Annotated in this window: 17 protein-coding genes; 11 read left to right on the top strand and 6 right to left on the bottom strand. The window is 67.2% G+C overall.

Annotated elements, in window-relative coordinates:
- Positions 1 to 2 precede the first annotated feature (2 nt).
- Positions 3 to 968 carry a DMT family transporter gene (locus ACSX1D_RS12715; RefSeq protein ID WP_439858846.1) on the top strand — a complete coding sequence of 322 codons (966 nt, stop codon included), beginning with the start codon at positions 3 to 5 and terminating at the stop codon, positions 966 to 968.
- Positions 969 to 991: 23 nt separating this feature from the next.
- On the opposite strand, the gene ACSX1D_RS12710 is transcribed toward ACSX1D_RS12715, so the two are convergent.
- The 3 genes from ACSX1D_RS12710 to ACSX1D_RS12700 all read right to left on the bottom strand — a co-directional run bounded on the left by ACSX1D_RS12710 (position 992) and on the right by ACSX1D_RS12700 (position 4,079).
- Complete coding sequence (locus ACSX1D_RS12710) at positions 992 to 1,609, bottom strand: NAD(P)H-dependent oxidoreductase (RefSeq protein WP_439858845.1); 618 nt, start codon at positions 1,607 to 1,609, stop codon at positions 992 to 994.
- Positions 1,602 to 2,996 carry a class II fumarate hydratase gene (locus ACSX1D_RS12705; protein WP_439858844.1) on the bottom strand — a complete coding sequence of 465 codons (1,395 nt, stop codon included), beginning with the start codon at positions 2,994 to 2,996 and terminating at the stop codon, positions 1,602 to 1,604. Before ACSX1D_RS12705 ends, ACSX1D_RS12710 begins: the two co-directional genes overlap by 8 nt.
- A 72-nt stretch (positions 2,997 to 3,068) precedes the next feature.
- Positions 3,069 to 4,079 (bottom strand): DUF2804 domain-containing protein, encoded by a 1,011-nt coding sequence (locus tag ACSX1D_RS12700; RefSeq protein WP_439858843.1) that lies wholly within the window; start codon positions 4,077 to 4,079, stop codon positions 3,069 to 3,071.
- Between the two features lie 266 nt (positions 4,080 to 4,345).
- Between ACSX1D_RS12700 and ACSX1D_RS12695 the strand changes: the two genes are divergently transcribed.
- The 5 genes from ACSX1D_RS12695 (at position 4,346) to ACSX1D_RS12675 (ending at position 8,717) form a co-directional block, all read left to right on the top strand.
- A complete protein-coding gene (locus ACSX1D_RS12695) occupies positions 4,346 to 4,846 on the top strand; it encodes a DUF2059 domain-containing protein (protein ID WP_439858842.1) in 501 nt (166 codons plus the stop codon).
- A gap of 12 nt (positions 4,847 to 4,858) precedes the next feature.
- Complete coding sequence (locus tag ACSX1D_RS12690) at positions 4,859 to 5,164, top strand: BolA family protein (protein WP_439858841.1); 306 nt, start codon at positions 4,859 to 4,861, stop codon at positions 5,162 to 5,164.
- Between the two features lie 205 nt (positions 5,165 to 5,369).
- A complete protein-coding gene (trhO, locus tag ACSX1D_RS12685; protein ID WP_439858840.1) occupies positions 5,370 to 6,308 on the top strand; it encodes an oxygen-dependent tRNA uridine(34) hydroxylase TrhO in 939 nt (312 codons plus the stop codon).
- 2 nt (positions 6,309 to 6,310) lie between these two features.
- Complete coding sequence (locus ACSX1D_RS12680; RefSeq protein WP_439858839.1) at positions 6,311 to 6,943, top strand: DsbA family protein; 633 nt, start codon at positions 6,311 to 6,313, stop codon at positions 6,941 to 6,943.
- The gene (locus tag ACSX1D_RS12675) at positions 6,936 to 8,717 is read left to right on the top strand and encodes an ABC transporter ATP-binding protein (RefSeq protein WP_439858838.1); all 1,782 of its coding nucleotides are present in this window, start codon (positions 6,936 to 6,938) and stop codon (positions 8,715 to 8,717) included. Before ACSX1D_RS12680 ends, ACSX1D_RS12675 begins: the two co-directional genes overlap by 8 nt.
- Positions 8,718 to 8,742: 25 nt before the next feature.
- On the opposite strand, the gene ACSX1D_RS12670 is transcribed toward ACSX1D_RS12675, so the two are convergent.
- From ACSX1D_RS12670 to ACSX1D_RS12660, 3 genes are all read right to left on the bottom strand, one after another.
- Positions 8,743 to 9,336 (bottom strand): hypothetical protein, encoded by a 594-nt coding sequence (locus ACSX1D_RS12670; RefSeq protein WP_439858837.1) that lies wholly within the window; start codon positions 9,334 to 9,336, stop codon positions 8,743 to 8,745.
- Positions 9,337 to 9,474: 138 nt separating this feature from the next.
- The gene (locus ACSX1D_RS12665; protein WP_439858836.1) at positions 9,475 to 11,958 is read right to left on the bottom strand and encodes an EAL domain-containing protein; all 2,484 of its coding nucleotides are present in this window, start codon (positions 11,956 to 11,958) and stop codon (positions 9,475 to 9,477) included.
- 3 nt (positions 11,959 to 11,961) lie between these two features.
- Positions 11,962 to 15,123 (bottom strand): CHASE domain-containing protein, encoded by a 3,162-nt coding sequence (locus ACSX1D_RS12660; RefSeq protein ID WP_439858835.1) that lies wholly within the window; start codon positions 15,121 to 15,123, stop codon positions 11,962 to 11,964.
- A 233-nt stretch (positions 15,124 to 15,356) separates the two neighbouring features.
- Between ACSX1D_RS12660 and ACSX1D_RS12655 the strand changes: the two genes are divergently transcribed.
- The 5 genes from ACSX1D_RS12655 to maiA all read left to right on the top strand — a co-directional run bounded on the left by ACSX1D_RS12655 (position 15,357) and on the right by maiA (position 20,264).
- Complete coding sequence (locus tag ACSX1D_RS12655; protein WP_439858834.1) at positions 15,357 to 15,962, top strand: response regulator; 606 nt, start codon at positions 15,357 to 15,359, stop codon at positions 15,960 to 15,962.
- Positions 15,963 to 16,231: 269 nt separating this feature from the next.
- Complete coding sequence (hppD, locus tag ACSX1D_RS12650) at positions 16,232 to 17,329, top strand: 4-hydroxyphenylpyruvate dioxygenase (protein WP_439858833.1); 1,098 nt, start codon at positions 16,232 to 16,234, stop codon at positions 17,327 to 17,329.
- Positions 17,330 to 17,430: 101 nt separating this feature from the next.
- Positions 17,431 to 18,570 (top strand): homogentisate 1,2-dioxygenase, encoded by a 1,140-nt coding sequence (locus tag ACSX1D_RS12645; protein ID WP_439858832.1) that lies wholly within the window; start codon positions 17,431 to 17,433, stop codon positions 18,568 to 18,570.
- A gap of 70 nt (positions 18,571 to 18,640) precedes the next feature.
- Positions 18,641 to 19,624: a fumarylacetoacetate hydrolase family protein gene (locus ACSX1D_RS12640; protein ID WP_439858831.1), complete on the top strand. Its 984-nt coding sequence runs from the start codon at positions 18,641 to 18,643 to the stop codon at positions 19,622 to 19,624.
- Positions 19,614 to 20,264, top strand: coding sequence for a maleylacetoacetate isomerase (gene maiA / locus ACSX1D_RS12635; RefSeq protein ID WP_439858830.1), 651 nt, complete (start codon positions 19,614 to 19,616; stop codon positions 20,262 to 20,264). The genes ACSX1D_RS12640 and maiA overlap by 11 nt, the downstream gene beginning before the upstream one ends.
- Positions 20,265 to 20,325: the final 61 nt, after the last annotated feature.

Here is a 20,325-nt window from a genome sequence, read left to right as displayed (position 1 = left end):
TCATGCATATCTCATCGGGCCGTTGGCTATACGGCATGTTCCTGGCGTTGCTCACGTCCCTGCTCTGGGGCGTCTTGCCGATCAAGCTCAAAGAAGTGCTGCAGGTGATGGATCCGGTGACCGTGACCTGGTATCGCCTGTTCGTCGCCGGCTCGATCCTCCTGGCTTATCTGGCGGCGGCCAGGCGCTTGCCGCGCTTTCGTCCGTTGGGACGCCGTGGCGCCTGGCTGCTGGTGCTGGCGATCGCCGGGCTGAGTGGCAACTATGTGCTCTACCTGATCGGCCTCAACCTGCTCTCGCCGGGCACCACTCAGCTGGTGATCCAGGTGGCGCCGATCCTGTTGCTGGTCGGCAGCGTGCTGGTCTTCCGTGAGCGTTTCGGCATCGGCCAGGGCGTCGGCCTGGCCCTGCTGCTGGCGGGCTTTACGCTGTTCTTCAATCAGCGCCTGGACGAGCTGTTGAGTTCGCTGAGCACCTACACCACAGGGGTGCTGATCGTGCTGCTGGCGGCGTTCGTCTGGGCGTTCTACGGCCTGGCGCAGAAGCAGTTGCTGACGGTATGGAACTCGTTGCAGGTGATGATGGTGATCTACCTGGCCTGCGCCCTGCTGCTCACCCCCTGGGCGCAGCCGCTGCAGGTGCTGCAACTGAGTCCGCTGCAGGGCTGGCTGCTGCTGGCCTGTTGCCTGAATACCCTGGTGGCCTATGGCGCGTTCGCCGAAGCCCTGGCGCATTGGGAGGCGTCGCGGGTCAGCGCGACCCTGGCCGTCACCCCGCTGGTGACCTTCGCCTCGGTGGCGCTGGCGGCCAGCTGGTGGCCGGACCATGTGCGCCCCGAACAGCTCAACTGGATCGCCTATGGCGGCGCCGTGCTGGTGGTGCTGGGGTCGGCACTGACGGCGCTGGGGCCCTCGTTGCTGGCCGGCCTGCGCGCACGGCGCATGCGCAAGCTGGCGGCGCTGCCCTAGGGCGACAGCTTTCGGGCCGCGGCTCAGGCGCGCACGCCCAGCCGCTCGGCGCGCTGCAGCCAGCTCTGGCGCTGGGCTTCGGAGGATGGGCGCACCGGGGCGAACTCGGCCAGGCGCCGGGTCTTGACACCGCTGAAGCCGAGGATGGTACGGGTCATCTGGCGGTGCGCCGGCGCGCCGTAGATCCAGCGGAAGTACCAGGGTGGCGTGTCCAGGGTCACCAGCAGATCGGCGGTGCGGCCGCTGAGCAGCTTGTCCCAGGCGTGCGAGTGGCCGCGGTACTTGAAGGCGAAACCGGGCAGGAACACCCGGTCGAAGAAGCCCTTGAGCAGCGCTGGCAGGCCGCCCCACCAGACCGGGTAGACGAACACCAGATGCTCGGCCCAGTGAATCTGGCGCTGGGCCTCGAGCAGGTCCGGTTCCAGCAGCTGACCCTGGTCGTAGCCATCCCGGAGGACCGGGTCGAAACTCAGTTCGCCGAGCTTCAGCTGGCGCACCACGTGGCCTTTGCCGCGTGCGCCCTGGGCATAGGCGTCGCCCAGGGCATGACAGAGACTGCTGGCCTTGGGCGTGCCGAAGATCATCAGGATGCGCTTGCCATCGCCTTCCAGCGGCGTCGCGCCGCTTTTCGCCTCATTCATGCTTGTCGCTGCCCAGCATGTCCTGCGGGCGTACCCAGGCGTCGAACTGTTCCTCGCTCAGCAGCCCCAGCTCCAGGGCCGCGGCGCGCAGCGTGGAGCCCTCGGCGTAGGCCTTCTTGGCGATCTGTGCGGCCTTGTCGTAGCCGATATGCGGGTTGAGTGCGGTGACCAGCATCAGGCCGCGTTCCAGGTGTGCGGCCATCTGCGCGGCGTCCGGTTCCAGGCCGGCGATGCAGTGCAGTTGGAAGTTGCGGCAGCCGTCGGCCAGCAGGCGGATCGATTGCAGCAGGTTGTGGATGATCACCGGCTTGAACACGTTTAGCTGCAGGTGGCCCTGGCTGGCGGCGAAGCCGATGACGGTATCGTTGCCCAGGACCTGGCAGGCGAGCATCGACAGCGCCTCGCACTGGGTCGGGTTGACCTTGCCGGGCATGATCGAACTGCCCGGCTCGTTGGCCGGCAGGCGCACCTCGGCCAGTCCGCCGCGCGGGCCGGAGCCGAGCAGGCGCAGGTCGTTGGCGATCTTCATCAGCGCCACGGCCAGGGTCTTCAGCGCCCCGGACAGGCTGGTCAGCGGCTCGTGACCGGCCAGGGCGGCGAACTTGTTCGGCGCGCTGACCAGTGGCAGGCCGCTCAGTGCCGCCAGTTCGGCGGCCATGGCCTGGGCGAAGCCCTGCGGCGAATTGAGGCCGGTACCCACCGCCGTGCCGCCCTGGGCCAGCTCGCAGACCGCCGGCAGGGCATGGCGAATCGCCTGCTCCGCATAGCGCAGCTGGGCAACGAAGGCCGACAGCTCCTGGCCGAAGGTCACGGGGGTGGCGTCCATCAGGTGGGTGCGTCCGGTCTTGACCAGCTTGGCGTGGCGCGCGGACTGCTCGGCAAGGCCGCCGGACAGCTCCGCCAATGCCGGCAGCAGGTCGTGCTGCACGGCCCGGGCGGCGGCAATGTGCATGGCGGTGGGGAAGCTGTCGTTGGAGCTCTGCGCCTGATTGACGTGGTCGTTCGGATGCACCGGGCTCTTGCCGCCACGGGCGCCGCCGGCCAGTTCGTTGGCGCGGCCGGCGATCACTTCGTTGACGTTCATGTTGCTCTGCGTGCCGCTGCCGGTCTGCCAGACCACCAGGGGGAACTGGTCGTCATGCTTGCCGTCGATCACCTCGTCGGCCGCCTGTTCGATCAGTCGGGCGATATCCTGGGGCAGGTTGCCGACGCGCCCGTTGACCCGCGCGGCGGCTTTCTTGATCAGCGCCAGGGCGTGTATTACAGCCTGCGGCATGCGTTCCTCGCCGATGGCGAAATTGATCGTCGAGCGCTGGGTCTGGGCGCCCCAGTAGGCGTCTTCGGGGACTTCGATCGGGCCGATGCTATCGGTTTCGGTGCGGCTCATGGCGGCTCTCCAGATGCGTTCTAGCAAGCTTAGGCCGCACAGAGTGGTCGCCGGTTCCCTGGCGATCGGTGGTTACCAGCGTGTCCGGGTGGTGCCGAGCCAGCCGAGCGCGCCGTTCACCGGCACGTTTTCGCCCGAAGGTGCTCGCAGCACGCCGTCGAAGTGGCCGAACCACTGCTGGTTATCGGCATACAGCGGCCCGACCCGTGGATAGGCGCGGTGCCGTTGGCGCTGGGTGAATGTCAGCTTGACCCGTTCATCGGCTGTGGTCAGGGTCCAGGGCGCCAGGCGGCTAGATGGAGGCTGGTCGATGTGCACCGGACTATCCAGGTGATGCAGTTCGCCGCCAAACCACAGGGCGTTTTCCGAGAGGCCGCTGTGGTCGGTCCAGCCGGCGCCGAAGTTGCCGGCGATGCCCCCTGGAGCGGCGAAGGCGGCGCGGATCCAGTGGCTGTGCAGGGGCCAGACGCCGCGGCCGAAGTCCAGGGCGGCGAAGCTCTGTCCGGCGCTGCAGGCGTAGTGGCGGGTGCCCAGTTGCACGCTGCCGCTGGCGGGGAGTCCGAGCTGCCGACAGGTGGCATGAAAGCCGCGCTGGGCGAGCGGAGCCACCAGGTTGACCGAGTCCAGGTGGGCGGGGCGCTGGATATCCAGGGCGACCTGCAGGGGTTGCCCGCCGAGTGGCGTTGCGGCGACGGTCAGGCGCACCCGGCCGGTGTGCTCGGCGACTCGTAGCTGCAGGCGCGGGTGGTTGAACTCATGGCTCTGCTGCGGCTGACTCGGCAGCCGGCATCCCTGTCCCAGCAGGCGCAGGTGGCTGTGGGCCACGGCCTCGCCGCTCTCCATGTCGAGAAAGTACACGGCGCCATAGCCGAGGTAGTCGAGGTCGGCCTGGGTCAGCGAGAGCATCCACTGCGGTGTGGTGATGCACCAGTGGTTCCAGCGTTTGCGGCGGCCGAAGTGGCCGGGCAGGGTGCAGTCGACCTGGGGCCGGGGCGACCAGCCGATGGCGCGCGGATTGAGGCGTCCGTGCTGATCGCACAGGTCGATCAGCGCGTGGGGAGGGGGCAGGGTGAAGCTGTTCATCGAACACGTCCATGTGTGTGCAGGGCGCTGGGGACGCCCGCGCGGTGAGCCGAATAGCGATGTAATGATAGCAAGCCGTTCAGCATGCCCAGCAGGCCTTGCCTCGAGCAAGTGCTGGCATTTTGACTCGCGCACGTGCGGTGAGCCAGTGCGCAGTTTTTAGAAGCATGTCGCCGCTGACGAAGCTTGAGTGCGCGCAAGGCTTGGGCACAGAATGGCGGCTCAAGGGGTGTATCCGCCCCTGTTTTCCTGTTCGGGAGTAGTCGATGTCTCGTTTTACCGCCCTCTGCGCCACGGTTCTGTTGACCTGCGGCAGCGCCCAGGCGTTTGCCGATGCCGCCAGTCATGCCGCCGATGCCGAGCGCTTCCTCAAGCTCGCGCGGGCCGAGCGGCTGACCGTGCCGGTCTATGCCCAGGTGCAACAGATGTTTGCCCAGCGCTTTGCCGAGAGCCAGGCGCCGGAGGGCAAGCGGGCGCTGCTGGAGCGGTACCAGGCCAAGGCCAATGCGGCGCTGGATAGCGCAGTGGGCTGGGAGGTGATCAAGCCGGACCTGGTCGAGCTCTACACCAGTAACTTCAACGAGCAGGAAATGCAGGAGCTGCTGGCCTTCTACCAGTCGCCGCTGGGACGGAAGGTGCTGGAGAAGATGCCCATGCTGACCGCCCAGTCCGCCCGCCTGACCCAGAACAGGCTGGAGGCGGTGGTGCCGCGGGTGAACAAATTGCTGGCGGATATGACCGCCGAGCTGGGATCGAAAAAGCCGTAACCGGAGTCGTAGATGTCGAAACTAGAGCAACTGCAGGCGGCCTTCGCCGCGCTGCAGCCGCAGCACCTCGAGGTGCTGGATGAGAGCCACATGCACAGCCGCGGCCTGGAGACGCACTACAAGGCCGTGATCGTCAGCCCGCAGTTCAGCGGGTTGAACGCAGTCAAGCGGCACCAGAAGGTCTATGCCAGTCTCGGCGAGCTGATGAGCCAGCTGCATGCCCTGGCCCTGCACACCTATACGCCCGAAGAGTGGGCGCAGCAGGGCGCCGCGCCGGAGTCGCCAACCTGCCGCGGCGGCAGCAAGCACGAGCACTGATCCTGCCCGGCTGGATCGAGCTTCGCGGCGGCGCTGGCTGCCGCTTGTGGCCGGTGCAGAGCTGGTGCGTCGTCGCCTGAGGCAATTGGCCCCTACACGACAGGCGCCAGGAAACGTAAACTTCACCCTGCGCCGGCCTCGCCGGCGCTTTCGTTTTAGCCCCAGTCCGCCCTTTGCGAGGGCGACTACTGAAGGAACCCGCTGCATGACCGACAAGATCGTCGTGGCGGCGCTGTACAAGTTCGTCTCCCTGACGGACTACCAGGCGCTGCGCGAACCCCTGCTGCAAACCATGCTGGACAACGGCGTCAAGGGCACCCTGCTGCTGGCCGAGGAAGGCATCAACGGCACCGTTTCCGCCAGCCGCGAAGGCATCGATGGCCTGCTCGCCTGGTTCCGCCTCGACCCGCGCCTGTCCGATGTCGACCACAAGGAATCCTACTGCGACGAGCAGCCGTTCTACCGCACCAAGGTCAAGCTGAAGAAAGAGATCGTCACCCTCGGCGTGCCGGGCGTCGACCCCAACCAGCGGGTCGGCACCTATGTCGAGCCGAAGGACTGGAACGATCTGATCAGCGATCCCGAGGTGCTGCTGATCGACACGCGCAACGACTACGAGGTGGCGATCGGCACCTTCGAAGGCGCGATCGACCCCAAGACCAAGTCGTTCCGCGAGTTTCCCGAGTACGTCCAGGCGCACTTCGACCCGGCCAAGCACAAGAAGGTCGCCATGTTCTGCACCGGCGGCATCCGCTGCGAGAAGGCCTCCAGCTACATGCTCGGCGCCGGCTTCGAGGAGGTGTTCCACCTCAAGGGCGGCATCCTCAAGTACCTGGAGGAGGTGCCCCAGGAGCAGACCCGCTGGCGTGGCGACTGCTTCGTCTTCGACAACCGGGTCACCGTGCGCCATGACCTCAGCGAGGGCGACTACGACCAGTGCCACGCCTGCCGTACCCCGGTGTCGGTGGCCGACCGCGAGTCGGAGTTCTTCACCCCCGGCGTCAGCTGCCCGCACTGCTGGGATTCGCTGCCGGAGAAGACCCGCGCCGGCGCCCGCGAGCGGCAGAAACAGATCGTACTGGCCAAGGCGCGCAACCAGCCGCATCCCCTGGGCTACAACCCCCGCCAAGCTTCCGAGGCCTGACCATGCCCGCACGCCTGCTCTACGTGATGGACCCGATGTGTTCCTGGTGCTGGGGCTTCGCCCCGGTACTCGAGTCCCTCGCCGAGCAGGCGGCCGCCGCCGGCGTGCCGCTGCAGTTGGTGGTCGGCGGCCTGCGCCGCGACCGTATCGCCGTCGATGCGGCGGCGCGGGTGCGCTACCTGGGCTACTGGCAGGCGGTCAACGCCAGCACCGGCCAGCTATTCAATTTCGACGAGGGGTTGCCCGAGGGCTTCGTCTACGACACCGAACCGGCCTGCCGGGCGCTGGTCACCGCGCGTCAGCTCGACCCGGACAGCACCTGGCCGCTGGCCAAGCTGATCCAGCAGGCGTTCTACACCGAGGGCGTCGACGTCACCCAGGCCGGGCAGCTGGTGCGCCTGGCCGAGCAGGCGGGGATTCCGCGCATCGAGTTCGCCGAGGCCTTCGACAGCCCGGCCATGCGTGCGGCCACCGCGGCCGACTTCTCCTGGGTGCAGGACTTAGGCATCGCCGGCTTCCCCACGCTGCTGGCCGAGCGCGACGGCCAGCTGGCCCTGCTGACCAATGGCTACCAACCGCTGGAGACCCTGGCGCCGCTGCTCGGGCGCTGGCTGGAGCGCGTCGCCCATGGCTGACCGCCTGAGCTGGGCGGAAGTCCGTCGTCTGGCCCTGCACCACAAGAAGGCCCTGCTGCTGGCCAATGGCGTGGCGTTGCTGGCGACCCTGTGCAGCGTGCCGATTCCTCTGCTGTTGCCGCTGCTGGTCGACGAAGTGCTGCTGGGCGATGGCGACGCGGCGCTCAAAGTGATGGACCACTTCCTGCCCGGCTCCTGGGAGACCGCGGCCGGCTATATCGGCCTGATGCTGCTGCTGACCCTGCTGCTGCGCGGCGCGGCGCTGGTGTTCAACGTGTTGCAGGCGCGCCAGTTCGCCCGCCTGTCCAAGGACATCGTCTACCGCATCCGCATCCGCCTGATCGAACGGCTCAAGCGTATCTCCCTCGGCGAGTACGAGAGCCTCGGCGGCGGCACCGTGACCACCCACCTGGTCACCGACCTGGACACCCTGGACAAGTTCGTCGGCGAGACCCTCAGCCGCTTCCTGGTGGCGACCCTGACCCTCACCGGCACGGCGGCGATCCTGCTGTGGATGCACTGGCAGCTGGCGCTGCTGATCCTGCTGTTCAACCCGCTGGTGATCTTCGCCTCGGTGCAACTGGGCAAACGGGTCAAGCAGCTGAAGAAGCTGGAGAACGACAGCACCTCGCGCTTCACCCAGGCGCTCACCGAGACCCTCGAGGCGATCCAGGAGATCCGCGCCGGCAACCGCCAGGGCTACTTCCTCGGCCGCCTCGGCGGCCGTGCCAGGGAGGTGCGCGACTACGCCACCGCCTCGCAGTGGAAGAGCGATGCGTCCAATCGCGCCAGCGGCCTGCTGTTCCAGTTCGGCATCGACGTGTTTCGCGCCGCCGCCATGCTCACCGTGCTGTTCTCCGATCTGTCGATCGGCCAGATGCTCGCGGTGTTCAGCTACCTGTGGTTCATGATCGGCCCGGTCGAGCAGCTGCTCAGCCTGCAGTACGCCTTCTACGCCGCCGGTGGCGCCCTGCAGCGGATCAATGAGCTGCTGGCACGCGCCGACGAACCGCAATACCCGGGAAGCATCGACCCGTTCAAGGGCCGCGAGACGGTCGGCATCGAGGTCAAGGGGCTGACCTTCGCCTACAACGACGAGCCGGTGCTGGACCGCCTCGACCTGAGCATCGCCGCCGGCGAGAAGGTCGCGATAGTCGGTGCCAGCGGCGGCGGCAAGAGCACCCTGGTCCAATTGCTGCTCGGCCTCTACACGCCCCAGGCCGGCACCATCAGTTTCGGCGGCAGCAGCCAGGCGGAGATCGGCCTGGAGAAGGTGCGCGATCAGGTCGCGGTGGTGCTGCAGCACCCGGCGCTGTTCAACGACACGGTGCGCGCCAACCTGTGCATGGGCCGCGAGCGCAGCGACGAGGCCTGCTGGCGGGCGCTGGAGATCGCCCAGCTGGCGACCACCATCGGCATGCTGCCGCAGGGCCTGGACAGCATCGTCGGGCGCTCGGGCGTGCGGCTGTCCGGTGGTCAGCGCCAACGCCTGGCGATCGCCCGCATGGTGCTGGCCGAGCCCAAGGTGGTGATTCTCGACGAAGCCACCTCGGCCCTGGACGCCGCCACCGAGTACTCCCTGCATCAGGCCCTGGCGCAGTTCCTCAACGGCCGTACTACCCTGATCATCGCCCACCGCCTGAGCGCGGTTAAGCAGGCCGACCGGGTGCTGGTGTTCGATGGCGGGCGCATCGCCGAGGATGGTGACCACCAGCAGCTGATCGCGGTCGGTGGGCTCTACGCCAAGTTGTATGGGCATCTGCAGCAGCATTGAGGCGCAGTGGCGCCCCAGCGCCGGATCAGGGGGCGCCTGGGGCGGCGGGCGTGGCAGCCGAGCTCAGCTCGAGGCCGGCACGCCACTGCTGCAACTCCTTTACCCGCGCCTGGCTCTCGGCCAGCGGCTTGGCCAGCACTTCGTTGTAGTGGTCCAGCCAGCTGCGTGAGCCGGCGATCATCCCCGCCAGCTCGCCCATGCCGGTTCTCAGGGCGATGAGGCTGGTCTGGTAGCTCTGCTCCTGGCCGATCAGGGTCCTGGCCACCTGGCTGATGGCATCGGGGCTGTCGACCACGGGGCGCGCGAGCGTGCCGCTGTGGTCTGAGGCTGCCGCGAGCTCGCCGGTCTGCTGCTCCAGCGCCGCGATCCTGCTTTCCAGGGCCTGCTGCCGTTGCTCCAGGCTCTGGATCAGCAGGGCGTCGGCGCGCTCGTCGGATTCGCCGAATTGGCCCACCAGCACCGAGGTCTGGCAGCTGGCGAGAATCACCGCCAGCATGGCGGTCAGGCCAATCAGCAGAATGCGGTCGACTCGTCGGCCTTTCTCCAGCAGTGCCAGGCGCTGTTCGTCGCTGAGCGGCGCCTGGGCGAGGTCTTCACTGTCCGGGTTGTCGCTGTTCATGTCCGCTGCACCTCCCTGTAGTGCTGGTCATGATAGCCGAGTAATTGGTGGCTAAATGCTATCAATGTGGCGTGATACAGCTCCTCCAGCGGGGCCGGCGCCAAACCCGCTTGGCGCCTTGTGCTCATGCAGTTGTTGCTACCCCCCGCAGGCGCTTGCCTGGCTCGGTTGCTGGCGATTCCGCGCATATTGCTCGAGGCCCTGGGTGATCAGTTGCTGCAGCTCGCCGTTGTTCCAGGGTTTGTCGATCAACTGGTGCGCGGCGCCGAGGTTGATCGCCTCGCGGATGGACTGGAAGTCGGTGTAGCCGGTGAACAGGACGCGCACCGTCTCCGGGTAGAGCATGCGCACCTGGTTGAGGAAGCGGTTGCCGTTCATGTCGGGCATGCGTTGATCGCTGAGCACCACGCCGACCCGATGACGCGCCAGCAGGTCGAAGGCTTCGGCGGCGTTGTTGGCGGTCAGCACCTCGAAGTGCTGGTTGCGGAAGGCGCGGCGGATCGCCGAGGTGACGTTCTCTTCGTCGTCGAGGATCAGCACCCGCTTGGCCCCGTCGTCGGTGCCGGCGGTCGGCAGTACCGCCGCCCCGGCGCGCAGCAGCGGCTCCAGGTCGGCGGCCGGCAGCGGCCGGCTGAAGTAGTAGCCCTGCACCTGGTCGCAGCCGTGGGCCGTCAGCTGGATGACCTGGGCCTCGGTTTCGGCCATCTCGGCCACCACCTTGAGTCCCAGGCGATGGGCCAGGGCGATCACCGCGTCGATGATCGCCATGCTGCCGGCGTCACTGGTAATGCCGCGGACGAAGGAGCCGTCGAGCTTGAGTTTGCCCACTGGGAACAATTGCAGGTAGCTGAGGTTCGAGTAGCCGGTGCCGAAGTCGTCGATGGCCAGGTTGATCCCCAGTTTGCGCAGGCGCTGCATCAGCGGAATGATGTGCTCGGGGTCGTTCATCGAGGCGCTCTCGGTGAGTTCCAGTTCCAGGTAGCTGGGATCGATGCCGGTCTCCTTGAGGCAGCGGCTGATAAGCGCATCGAGGCCGGGCTGGGCGGCCTGCCTGGCCGACAGGTTAAGCGCCACCCGCTGCAGGGGGATGCCCTGTTGCTGCCAGGCCTGCAGCTGGCGGCAGGCGCTGTACAGGGTCCATTCGCCGATCTGGTGGATCAGGCCATTTTCCTCGGCAATCGGGATGAAGCGCGCCGGGGAGATGCTACCGAGTTGCGGATGGTGCCAGCGCAGCAGCGCCTCCAGGCCGCAGATGCGGCCGCTGCGCAGGTCGACCTGGGGCTGGTAGTGGAGCTCGAACTCCTGGTTGGCGATGGCCTGGTGCAAGGCGCTTTCCAGCAACTGGCGCTCCTGCAGGCGGGCATGCAGCTGCGGGTTGTAGGCCTGGATGGTGTTGCGCCCGAGCTCCTTGGCCCGGTAGCTGGCAATGGTGGCATAGCGCAGCAGGTCTTCACCGCTGGTGCCGTCGTCGGGGTAGACACTGCAGCCCAGGCTGCAGGTCACGCTGAGCGCCTTGCCCTCGAGGGCGAAGGGTTCGGCCAGCCGGTCGAGCAGACGGGTCAGCGCGGCCATGGCGTTCTTGGCCTGCTTGGTGTCTGGCAGCAGCAGGGCGAACTCGTCGCCGCCCAGGCGCGCCAGGGTGTCGGACTCGCGCAGGCAGGCGTTCATGCGATCGGCGATCATGCGCAGCAGTTCGTCGCCGCACTTGCGGCCGAGCTGGTCGTTGTACTGCTTGAAGCGGTCCAGGTCGATGAAGGCAATCAGCAGCTGGCGTTCCTGACGTTGGGCCAGGACCATCGCCTGCTGCAATCGATCCATGAACAGCGGGCGGCTGGCCAGTCCGGTCAGGGCGTCATGGGTGGCCAGGTGCAGCAATTCGCGCTCGGCGCGCAGGCACTGATCCAAGGCCTGCTGCAGATGGCGGGTGCGTTCGGCGACGTGCTCGTGCAGTTCGGCCAGCTGGTTCTGCCGGGCATGCTGCAGGCGCCACTTTTCGCTCAGGGCGGTGGCCAGTTGCAGCACCTCGATGGGGTCGAAGGGCTTGCGCAGGAACAGCAGGTTGTCCAGGCAACCCAGGCGCTCGATGATCTGCTCCCAGCTGTGGTCGTCATAGGCGGTGCAGATCACCACCTGCAGGTGCGGATCGAGCTGCCACAGCGCCTCGATGGTCTGCAGGCCGTCCCAGCCATTGGGCATGCGCATGTCGACGAAGGCAACCGCATAGGGGCGTGCGCCGGCCAGCGCGCTGGCGACCAGCTCGTGGCCGCGGCGACCCGATTCGCAGTGGTCCACGGCGAAGCTGGGCAGCGACTTGCCGGCCGGGCGCTTGCTGGCGCCGAACAGGGCGGCCTCCAGGGACTCCAGCTGGCGCGCGGCGCTGCGGTCTTCGCCAATCAGGATTTCGCGCATCAGCTCGAGGTTGTTGCGGTTGTCGTCGATCAGCAGAATCCGCGCCGCCGCCTCGACGTCCGCGATCCCGCGCTCTGGCTGGTGCGGCGCAGCCGGCTCGTGGCTGTTGCCCAGCACCAGATAGGCGCTCGGCTCGTTCGCTGGGGCCTGAGCGGTTGTGGTGGCGGCGTTGCTCGGCTGCCGCTGGATGAGGCTGAGTGGCTCGGTCGACATGGCTTAGGCTTCGGTAGTCCCGGCGTAGGTGTTTGGGGTGATGGTGGAGGGCTGGCTGCACGGGGCAGGCAGCTCCAGGCTGAAGCAGGCGCCCAGGCCGGGGCCGTCGCTGCGGCAGCTGATACGGCCACCCAGGCCCTGGGCCAGGTAGGCGCTCATGTGCAGGCCATAGCCATGGCCTTCGCCGCGGGTCGTGGTGCCCTGGTCGAACAGGGTGGCGATGCGCTCGGCGGCGATGCCGACACCGTTGTCCTGGACTTCCAGGCGAACGCCGTCCGGGTCGCGGAAGGTGCGCAGGCTGATGCGCTTGCTCCCCGTGGGCAGCTCGGCGGTGGCCTGGTTGGCGTTGCGCAGCAGGTTGAGCAGGATTTGCAGGACCTGGTGGCGGTCCGTCAGGGCGATGTCGCTCTCGCAGTAAAGCCGCTCGATGCGCAGGTCCGCGGCGATAAAGGCCGCCCTGGCCATTTGCACGGCGTGGTTGAGCAGCTCGCCGAGCACCACGGGTTCGCGCACCTGCAGGTCCGGGCGAATCAGCTGGCGCTGGCTGGCGAGCACGGCTTCGACATGCTCGACGCAGCTGCGCAGGCGTTCCGCGTCCGCCAGCATGACCTGTCGTTCGGCCTCCAGGTGCTCGGCCAGTTGCAGGGCATAGGCGGGCACCTGCTGGCTGTGCGACGGGTCCTCGGCAACTGCGCTGTGCGGGGCGGCTGGTTCTGCCTGCAGCAGTTCGGCCAGTCGGCGCACCGAGCCGACTTTCGAATGCTGCAGCTTGTCGCGCAGGCGTGCCGAGGACACGGTTACGCCGTTCAGCACATTGCCCAGGTTGTGCAGGATGCCCGCCGCCTGCAGCGCCATGCCGGCGTCGTGGGCCTGTTCCTGCAGGCGGTGCTGGGTCTGGCTCAGCCGCAGGCAGCTGCGCACCCGGGCCAGCAGATCGGCCGGCGAGAAGGGCTTGGCGATGTAATCGTTGGCGCCCGAGGCCAGGCCGCTGATGCTGTTGTCCTGGCCGCCGCGGGCGGTCAGCAGGAGCACCGGCAGCTGGGCCAGGCGGGTATCGGCCCTGACCCGGCTGGCGAGGCTGAGGCCATCCAGGCCGGGCATCATCACATCACTGAGCAGCAGGTCGAACGGCTGGCTCTGCAGCAGGTTCCAGGCTTGCAGCCCGTCTGCGGCGAGCACGACGGTGCACTCTGTCGCCAGCAGCTCGCCGATGTACTGGCGCAGGTCGCGGTTGTCGTCGGCCACCAGTACCCGTGCCGTGCCGGTCGGCGCCGCGGTAGCCGCAGTCTCGGATGAATCGGCGCTCTCCTGCAGGCGACTGTGACGCAGCAGTAGTGAAGTCGGGTCGCCGGGGAGCAAGGGCGGGTTGTCCTCGACTGGGGGCTGGCTGCCGCGCGGCAGTTGCACCAGAAAACAGCAACCGTTACCGGCTTCGCTGTGCACCTCGATGGTGCCGCCCATCAGTTCCACCAGCTCCTTGGTCAGGGCCAGGCCGAGGCCAGTGCCGCCGTGTTGGCGGGTGGCCGAGTTGTCCAGCTGCTGGAAGCGCTGGAACAGCTGCGGCAGCTGCTCCTGGCCGATGCCGGGGCCCGAGTCGCTGACACTGATGCTGAACTGCTGCTCGTCATGGATGAACGCGGTCAGTTCGATGCGACCCTCCGGCGGGGTGAACTTGATGGCGTTGCTCAGCAGATTGAGGAGGATTTTCTCCAGGTGGTCGGGGTCCAGGTAGCCCCAGGTCAGCTTCGGGTCTATCTGCCAGTGCAGCAGGCACTGCTTGCTTGCCGCCAGCTGCGCGGCGTCGTCGGCCAGCTGGCTGATCAGCCGCTGCAGGTCGACGTGGCGCGGGCGCAACTCGGTCATGCCGGCTTCGGCCTTGGCGAAGTCCAGCAGGTCGTTGACCCGGTTGAGCAGGATCAGCGCATTGCGCTTGATCCGCGCCAGTGGCCGGCGGCTGGCCGGGGCCGTGGCGCCGAGCAGTTCCTCGATCGGCGCCAGGATCAGGGTCAGCGGGGTGCGCAGCTCGTGGCTGACATTGGAGAGGAACTCGCTCTTGGCCTGATTGGCCGCCTCGGCTTTGTCCCTGGCCTGCACCAGCGCGTCCGCCAGCTTGCGCCGCTCGGCGATTTCCGCCTGCAGCCCGCGGTTGGCCCTGGCCAGCTGCTGGCTGCGGGCATGGTTGGCCCCCAGCAGCCACACCAGGATGGCGAGCAGCAGGCTGGTCAGCAGGCCGCCGCCAAGGATCATCGCCGGCTTCTGGCGCTCGATGCTGTGCTCGAACTCCGGCAGCGAGGCGAAGCTCAGGGCCCACTGGCGACCGTTGAAGTTGACGTGGCGTAGCCTGTCGAAGAGCGGCATGGCGTCCGCGGCGGCACCGGCGAAGCTGTCGTACATCAGCCACTCGGGGGCGGCGTTGGCGCCGTCGAAGATCTGCAGGCGGAGCAGCGGCTTGGCTTGCGCGCCGAAGATGCCCTGCATCAGGTCGTCCATGCGGAACGGGCTGTAGACGAAGCCCCGCAGGGTTTGTCGGCGGGCCTGCAGGTCCGCGGGCACCAGGCCGTCCAGATAGACCGGCAGGTACATGAGAAAGCCGTGCTGCGGGGCGGACTCGGTTTCCTGAACCAGGCGCACCCGTCCGGAGGCAATGGGCGTGGCCAGGTCACGGGCGCGCTCCATGGCGTCGCGGCGGGTGGCTTCGCTGTACATGTCGAAACCGAGGGCGCGCTGGTTGCGCCAGTTGTCGGGCTCGAGAAAGACGATCGCGGTGTGGGCATCGCCCTCGCCCCGGGGCCAGATGGCGAAGTTGCTCAAGCCCTCGGCGCGCATCTGCCGGGGCAGCGCCTGGTCCTCGCCAGGCTGCAGCCATCGGCTGAAGCCCAGGCCGAGGATGCCGGGGTAGTTGCTCTCGAGGTGAAGGCTGTCGATATAGCGTCGCCATTCATCACGGTCGACCTGCTTCGAGGCGGCGAACAGTCCGGCGGCGCCGCGCAGGACGTGCTCGTAGGCCAGCAGGCGCTGGCGGATGGCCAACTGGGTTTCGCGGACCTGGAATTCGAAGCGTTGCCGGGCCTCTTGCAGCGCCTGGTTCTGCGCGCTCCACCAGAGGATCAGGGTGAGGCCGATGCCGAGCAGCAGGGCGCAGAGGGCGGCTAGACGGTAAGGCACAGGCGCGGGTATCCGGCGCATCGATGATCTTCATCCTGAAGGAAGGTTGCGGACCGGATAAGCCGGTCCGCTTCGTGTTGACGGTGTTTGCCCCGGCCCGCCGATGGGGCCAGGATGCTTCTTTATGCCAAATGTGACATATGCGACAAATGGCGGCAATGGTTTATCTTGGCTAAGCGACGTTCGGGGCGAGTCGTTATCATTGGCCCACAACTATCAGCGAGGGGATCGCGATGTCCGACGTTCTGACGACCAGGCAGGCAGCACTGCTGTGTGGGGTGAGTTTTCGCACGGTGATTCGCTGGATCGAGCGCGGCCTGTTGCAGGCCTATCGACTGCCAGGGCGCGGCGACTATCGGGTTCCGCAGGAGGCGCTGCACGCCTTCATGCTGGAGAACGATATTCCCTTGCCCGGCGTGTCGTTGCTGCCCGCTCGGCGGGTGCTGATCGTCGAGGATGACCCGAGCATGGCCCGGGCCCTGGCGCGGGTGCTGAAGCCGGCCGGCTTTGAAACGGCCCATGCGCCGGATGGCTTCGCCGCCGGCGCCATGCTGCACAGCTTCAGGCCGGCGCTGATGACCCTCGACCTGCGCATGCCGGGCCTCGACGGCCTGGGGGTGCTGAGCTACCTGCAGCGCTCGCCCATGCCGTTTCCCCTGAAGATCCTGGTGGTTTCTGCGGACAGCGAAAAGCGCATGGCCCAGGCCCTCGAACTGGGTGCCGACGCCCTGGTGCGCAAGCCGTTCGACAACCAGGAGTTCCTGGCCGAGGTCGAACGCCTGCTGGAGCCCAAGGGTGGGGCCTGGAAGTCGATCGGGGTGAAGCCGGAAAGCGTCTGAACCCTTGCTTGTCGTGGTACTGCCGGGGTTTGGCGGCAGCCGGGCGCACCGCCTTGTAAACTAAACGTTACGATTGGCGGACGCTAACACCTTGGGCGGGCAGCTTGCCCTGCGCTGTAAATAAATTCTGCCAAGATTCGCCGTGAGGCCCTGCAATGGGCGCCGCATGGCGCTTGTGCGTGCTCCGTTGCTCCGCTGTGATGAAGTCATTCCATCGCCACCCGCCGCCGGGCGCGGCGGTGTGTCCATCACAACAACGAGGAGGCGCAATGAACGCCGTGAACAAGATCGAACAGCACAACCCCATCGGCACCGACGGCTTCGAGTTCGTCGAATACACCGCCCCGACCCCCGAAGGCATCCAGCAGCTGCGCGAGCTGTTCACCGCCATGGGCTTCACCGAGACGGCCAAGCACCGCTCCAAGGAAGTCTGGCTGTTCCAGCAGAACGACATCAACTTCGTGCTCAACGGCAGCCCTACCGGCCATGTCCGCGAATTCGGCCTCAAGCACGGGCCGAGCGCCTGCGCCATGGCCTTCCGGGTGAAGAACGCGGCCCAGGCCGCGGCCTACGTCGAGGCCCAGGGCGCCAAGCTGGTCGGCAGCCACGCCAACTTCGGCGAGCTGAACATCCCCTGCGTCGAGGGCATCGGCGGCTCCCTGCTCTATCTCGTCGACCGCTATGGCGACAAGAGCATCTACGACGTCGACTTCGAGTACATCGAGGGCCGCTCGCCCAACGACAACGCCGTGGGCCTCAAGGAAGTCGACCACCTGACCCACAACGTCAAGCGCGGGCAGATGGACGTCTGGTCGGGCTTCTACGAGCGCATCGCCAACTTCCGCGAGATCCGCTACTTCGACATCGAGGGCAAGCTCACCGGCCTGCTGTCGCGCGCCATGACCGCGCCCTGCGGCAAGATCCGCATCCCGATCAACGAATCGGCCGACGACAAGTCGCAGATCGAGGAATTCATCCGCGAGTACCACGGCGAGGGCATCCAGCACATCGCCCTGTCCACCGACGACATCTACGCCACCGTGCGCCAGCTGCGGGCCAACGGCGTGGACTTCATGAAGACCCCGGACACCTATTATGAAAAGGTCGACCAGCGCGTCGCCGGCCACGGTGAACCGACCGAGGTGTTGCGCGAGCTGAACATCCTGATCGACGGAGCGCCGGGCGTCGGTACGCCGGGCGACGACGGCATCCTGCTGCAGATCTTCACCAACACGGTGATCGGCCCGATCTTCTTCGAGATCATCCAGCGCAAGGGCAACCAGGGCTTCGGCGAGGGCAACTTCAAGGCCCTGTTCGAGTCCATCGAGGAAGACCAGATCAAGCGTGGCGTGATCAAGGCCGAATGATCCGCGCCGGGCCATGGCCCGGCGGTCCGTAGGGTGCGCCCCGCGCACCAGCAATGCCGAGTTTTGAGGTGCGCCCGGCGCACCCTACAGGGAGTCTTCTCATGAGCCGTAAATGGATCAGCTTCCCCCTGCGCGAGGGCGAGTGCTCGCGCCAGGCGCACTGCGATTTCCCCCAGGGCACCTTCGAGCGCGAGATGGGCCGCGAGGGCTTCTTCGGGCCGACCGCGCACCTGCATCACAGGCACCCGCCGACCGGCTGGATCGACTGGCAGGGGCCGTTGCGCCCCCATGCCTTCAACTTCAACGACATCGCCAGCGAGCGCGACTGTCCGCTGCTGGCGCCGCTGACCCTGCACAACGGCGATGTCAAGCTGCGCGTGTGGAAGACCCATGGCGCCATGCGTCACCTGGTGCGCAACGCCGACGGCGACGACCTGCTGTTCGTGCATGAGGGCGCGGGGCACTTCTACTGCGACTTCGGCCACCTGGAGTACCGCGACGGCGACTATCTGGTGATCCCGCGTGGCACCGCCTGGCGCATCGAGGCCAGCGAGCCGACCTTCATGCTGCTGATCGAGAACACCGACGGCGCCTACCAGTTGCCGGACAAGGGTCTGCTCGGGCCCCAGGCGATCTTCGACCCGGCGGTGCTCGACCATCCGCGCCTGGACGACGCCTTCAAGGCCCAGCAGGACGAAAACACCTGGCAGATCAGGATCAAGCGGCGCGGCCAGATCAGCACCGTGACCTATCCCTACAACCCGCTGGACGTGGTCGGCTGGCACGGCGACAACACCGTGGTGCGCCTGAACTGGCGGGATATCCGCCCGCTGATGAGCCACCGCTACCACCTGCCGCCGTCGGCGCACACCACCTTCGTCGCCAACGGCTTCGTGGTCTGCACCTTTACGCCAAGGCCGGTGGAGAGTGACCCGGGCGCGCTCAAGGTGCCGTTCTACCATAACAACGACGACTACGACGAAGTGCTGTTCTACCACCGCGGCAACTTCTTCAGCCGCGACAACATCGAGGCCGGGATGGTCACCCTGCACCCCTGCGGCTTCCCCCATGGGCCCCATCCCAAGGCGCTGAAGAAGAGCCAGGAAAGCCCGGCGACCTTCGTCGAGGAAGTGGCGGTGATGATCGATACGCGTCGCGCCCTGGAGGTCGGTGAAGCCGCAGCCAGCGTCGATGTCCCCGAATACGTCAATTCCTGGCGTGCGCCGGGCAAGGACTCCTGAAGTAGGGCGCGCGTAGCGCTGCCCTGAAGATCAGCTGTGGTGCGCGTAGCGCACCCTACGAGGTTTGAGCATGAAACTCGCATCTTTGCAGCAAGGCCGCGACGGCATCCTGGTGGTGGTCTCCCGCGACCTGTCCCGCGCGGTGAAGGTCCCGCAGATCGCCGCCACCCTGCAGGCCGCCCTGGACGGCTGGGCGCACAAGCGCCCGCAGCTGGAGGCCATCTATCAGCGCCTCAACGACGGCCTCTGCGCCGAGGCCTTCGCCTTCGACCAGGGCGCTTGCCACAGCCCGCTGCCACGGGCCTTCCACTGGGCCGACGGCAGCGCCTACGTCAACCATGTCGAACTGGTGCGCAAGGCCCGCGGCGCCGAGATTCCGGAGAGCTTCTGGCATGACCCGCTGATGTACCAGGGCGGTGCCGATGCCTTCATCCCGCCGCACAGCCCGATCCAGTTGGCCGACGAGGCCTGGGGCATCGACCTGGAGGCCGAGCTGGCGGTGATCACCGACGACGTGCCCATGGGCGCCACGCCAGCCGAGGCCGCCGGGCATATCCAGCTGCTGATGCTGGTCAACGACGTGTCGCTGCGCAACCTGATCCCCGGCGAACTGGCCAAGGGCTTCGGCTTCTACCAGAGCAAGCCGTCGTCGAGCTTCTCGCCGGTGGCGGCGACCCCGGATGAGCTGGGCGATGCCTGGAAAGACGGCAAGGTGCATCGGCCGCTGGTGTCGCACATCAACGAGGCGCTGTTCGGCCAGCCGGACGCCGGCACCGACATGACCTTCAACTTCCCGACCCTGGTGGCCCATGCCGCCAAGACTCGGCCCCTGGGCAGCGGCACCATCATCGGCTCGGGCACGGTGTCCAACTACGACCGCAGCGCCGGTTCCTCCTGCCTGGCCGAGAAGCGCATGCTGGAGATCATCGAGCAGGGCGAGGCGAAGACGCCGTTCCTCAAGTTCGGCGACCGGGTGCGCATCGAGATGTTCGACGCCCAGGGCCAGAGCATCTTCGGCGCCATCGACCAACGGGTGGAGCGCTATGAGCACTGAGCTGAGGCTCTACGGCTACTGGCGCTCCAGCGCCGCCTACCGCGTGCGTATCGCCCTGAACCTCAAGGGCCTGGCGTACAGGCAGGTGCCGGTGCACCTGGTCAAGGATGGCGGAGAGCAGCACGGGGCGGCCTACAAGGCGCTCAATCCCCAGGAGCTGGTGCCGCTGCTGGTCGACGGCGATAGCAGGATCGCCCAGTCCCTGGCGATTCTCGAGTACCTGGAGGAAGTGTTCCCGGTACCGGCGCTGCTGCCGGCTGACCCGGCGCTGCGGGCCCAGGTGCGGGCGTTGGCCCTGCATATCGCCTGTGACGTGCACCCGCTGAACAACCTGCGGGTGCTGCAGTACCTGTCCAGCGAGCTGGGGGTGGGCGAAGAGGCGAAGAGTGCCTGGTACCGGCACTGGGTACAGAGCGGCCTGGCGGCGGTGGAGCAGGGGTTGGCGGCGTTCGGCGGGCGTCTGTCGCTCGGCCAGCGCCCCGGCTACCTGGAAGCCTGCCTGATTCCCCAGGTCTACAACGCGCGGCGCTTCAACTGCGACCTCGACGCCTACCCGCGCATCCTCGCCATGGTCGCCCGCTGCGAGGCCCTGGAGGCCTTCAAGCAGGCCGCGCCCGAGGCCCAGCCCGACGCCCAGTGAGGTTGGCGGCTGGACGCTGAGGCTTAGCGTGCCGACCAAGGTTCCGCGATCCAAGGCGCAC

The organism is Pseudomonas sp. MBLB4136 (genome assembly GCF_051904765.1).
Taxonomy (GTDB): domain Bacteria; phylum Pseudomonadota; class Gammaproteobacteria; order Pseudomonadales; family Pseudomonadaceae; genus Aquipseudomonas.
The sequence above is the reverse complement of the archived record's forward strand: the minus strand, read 5'-3'. Positions and strand labels throughout refer to the sequence as shown.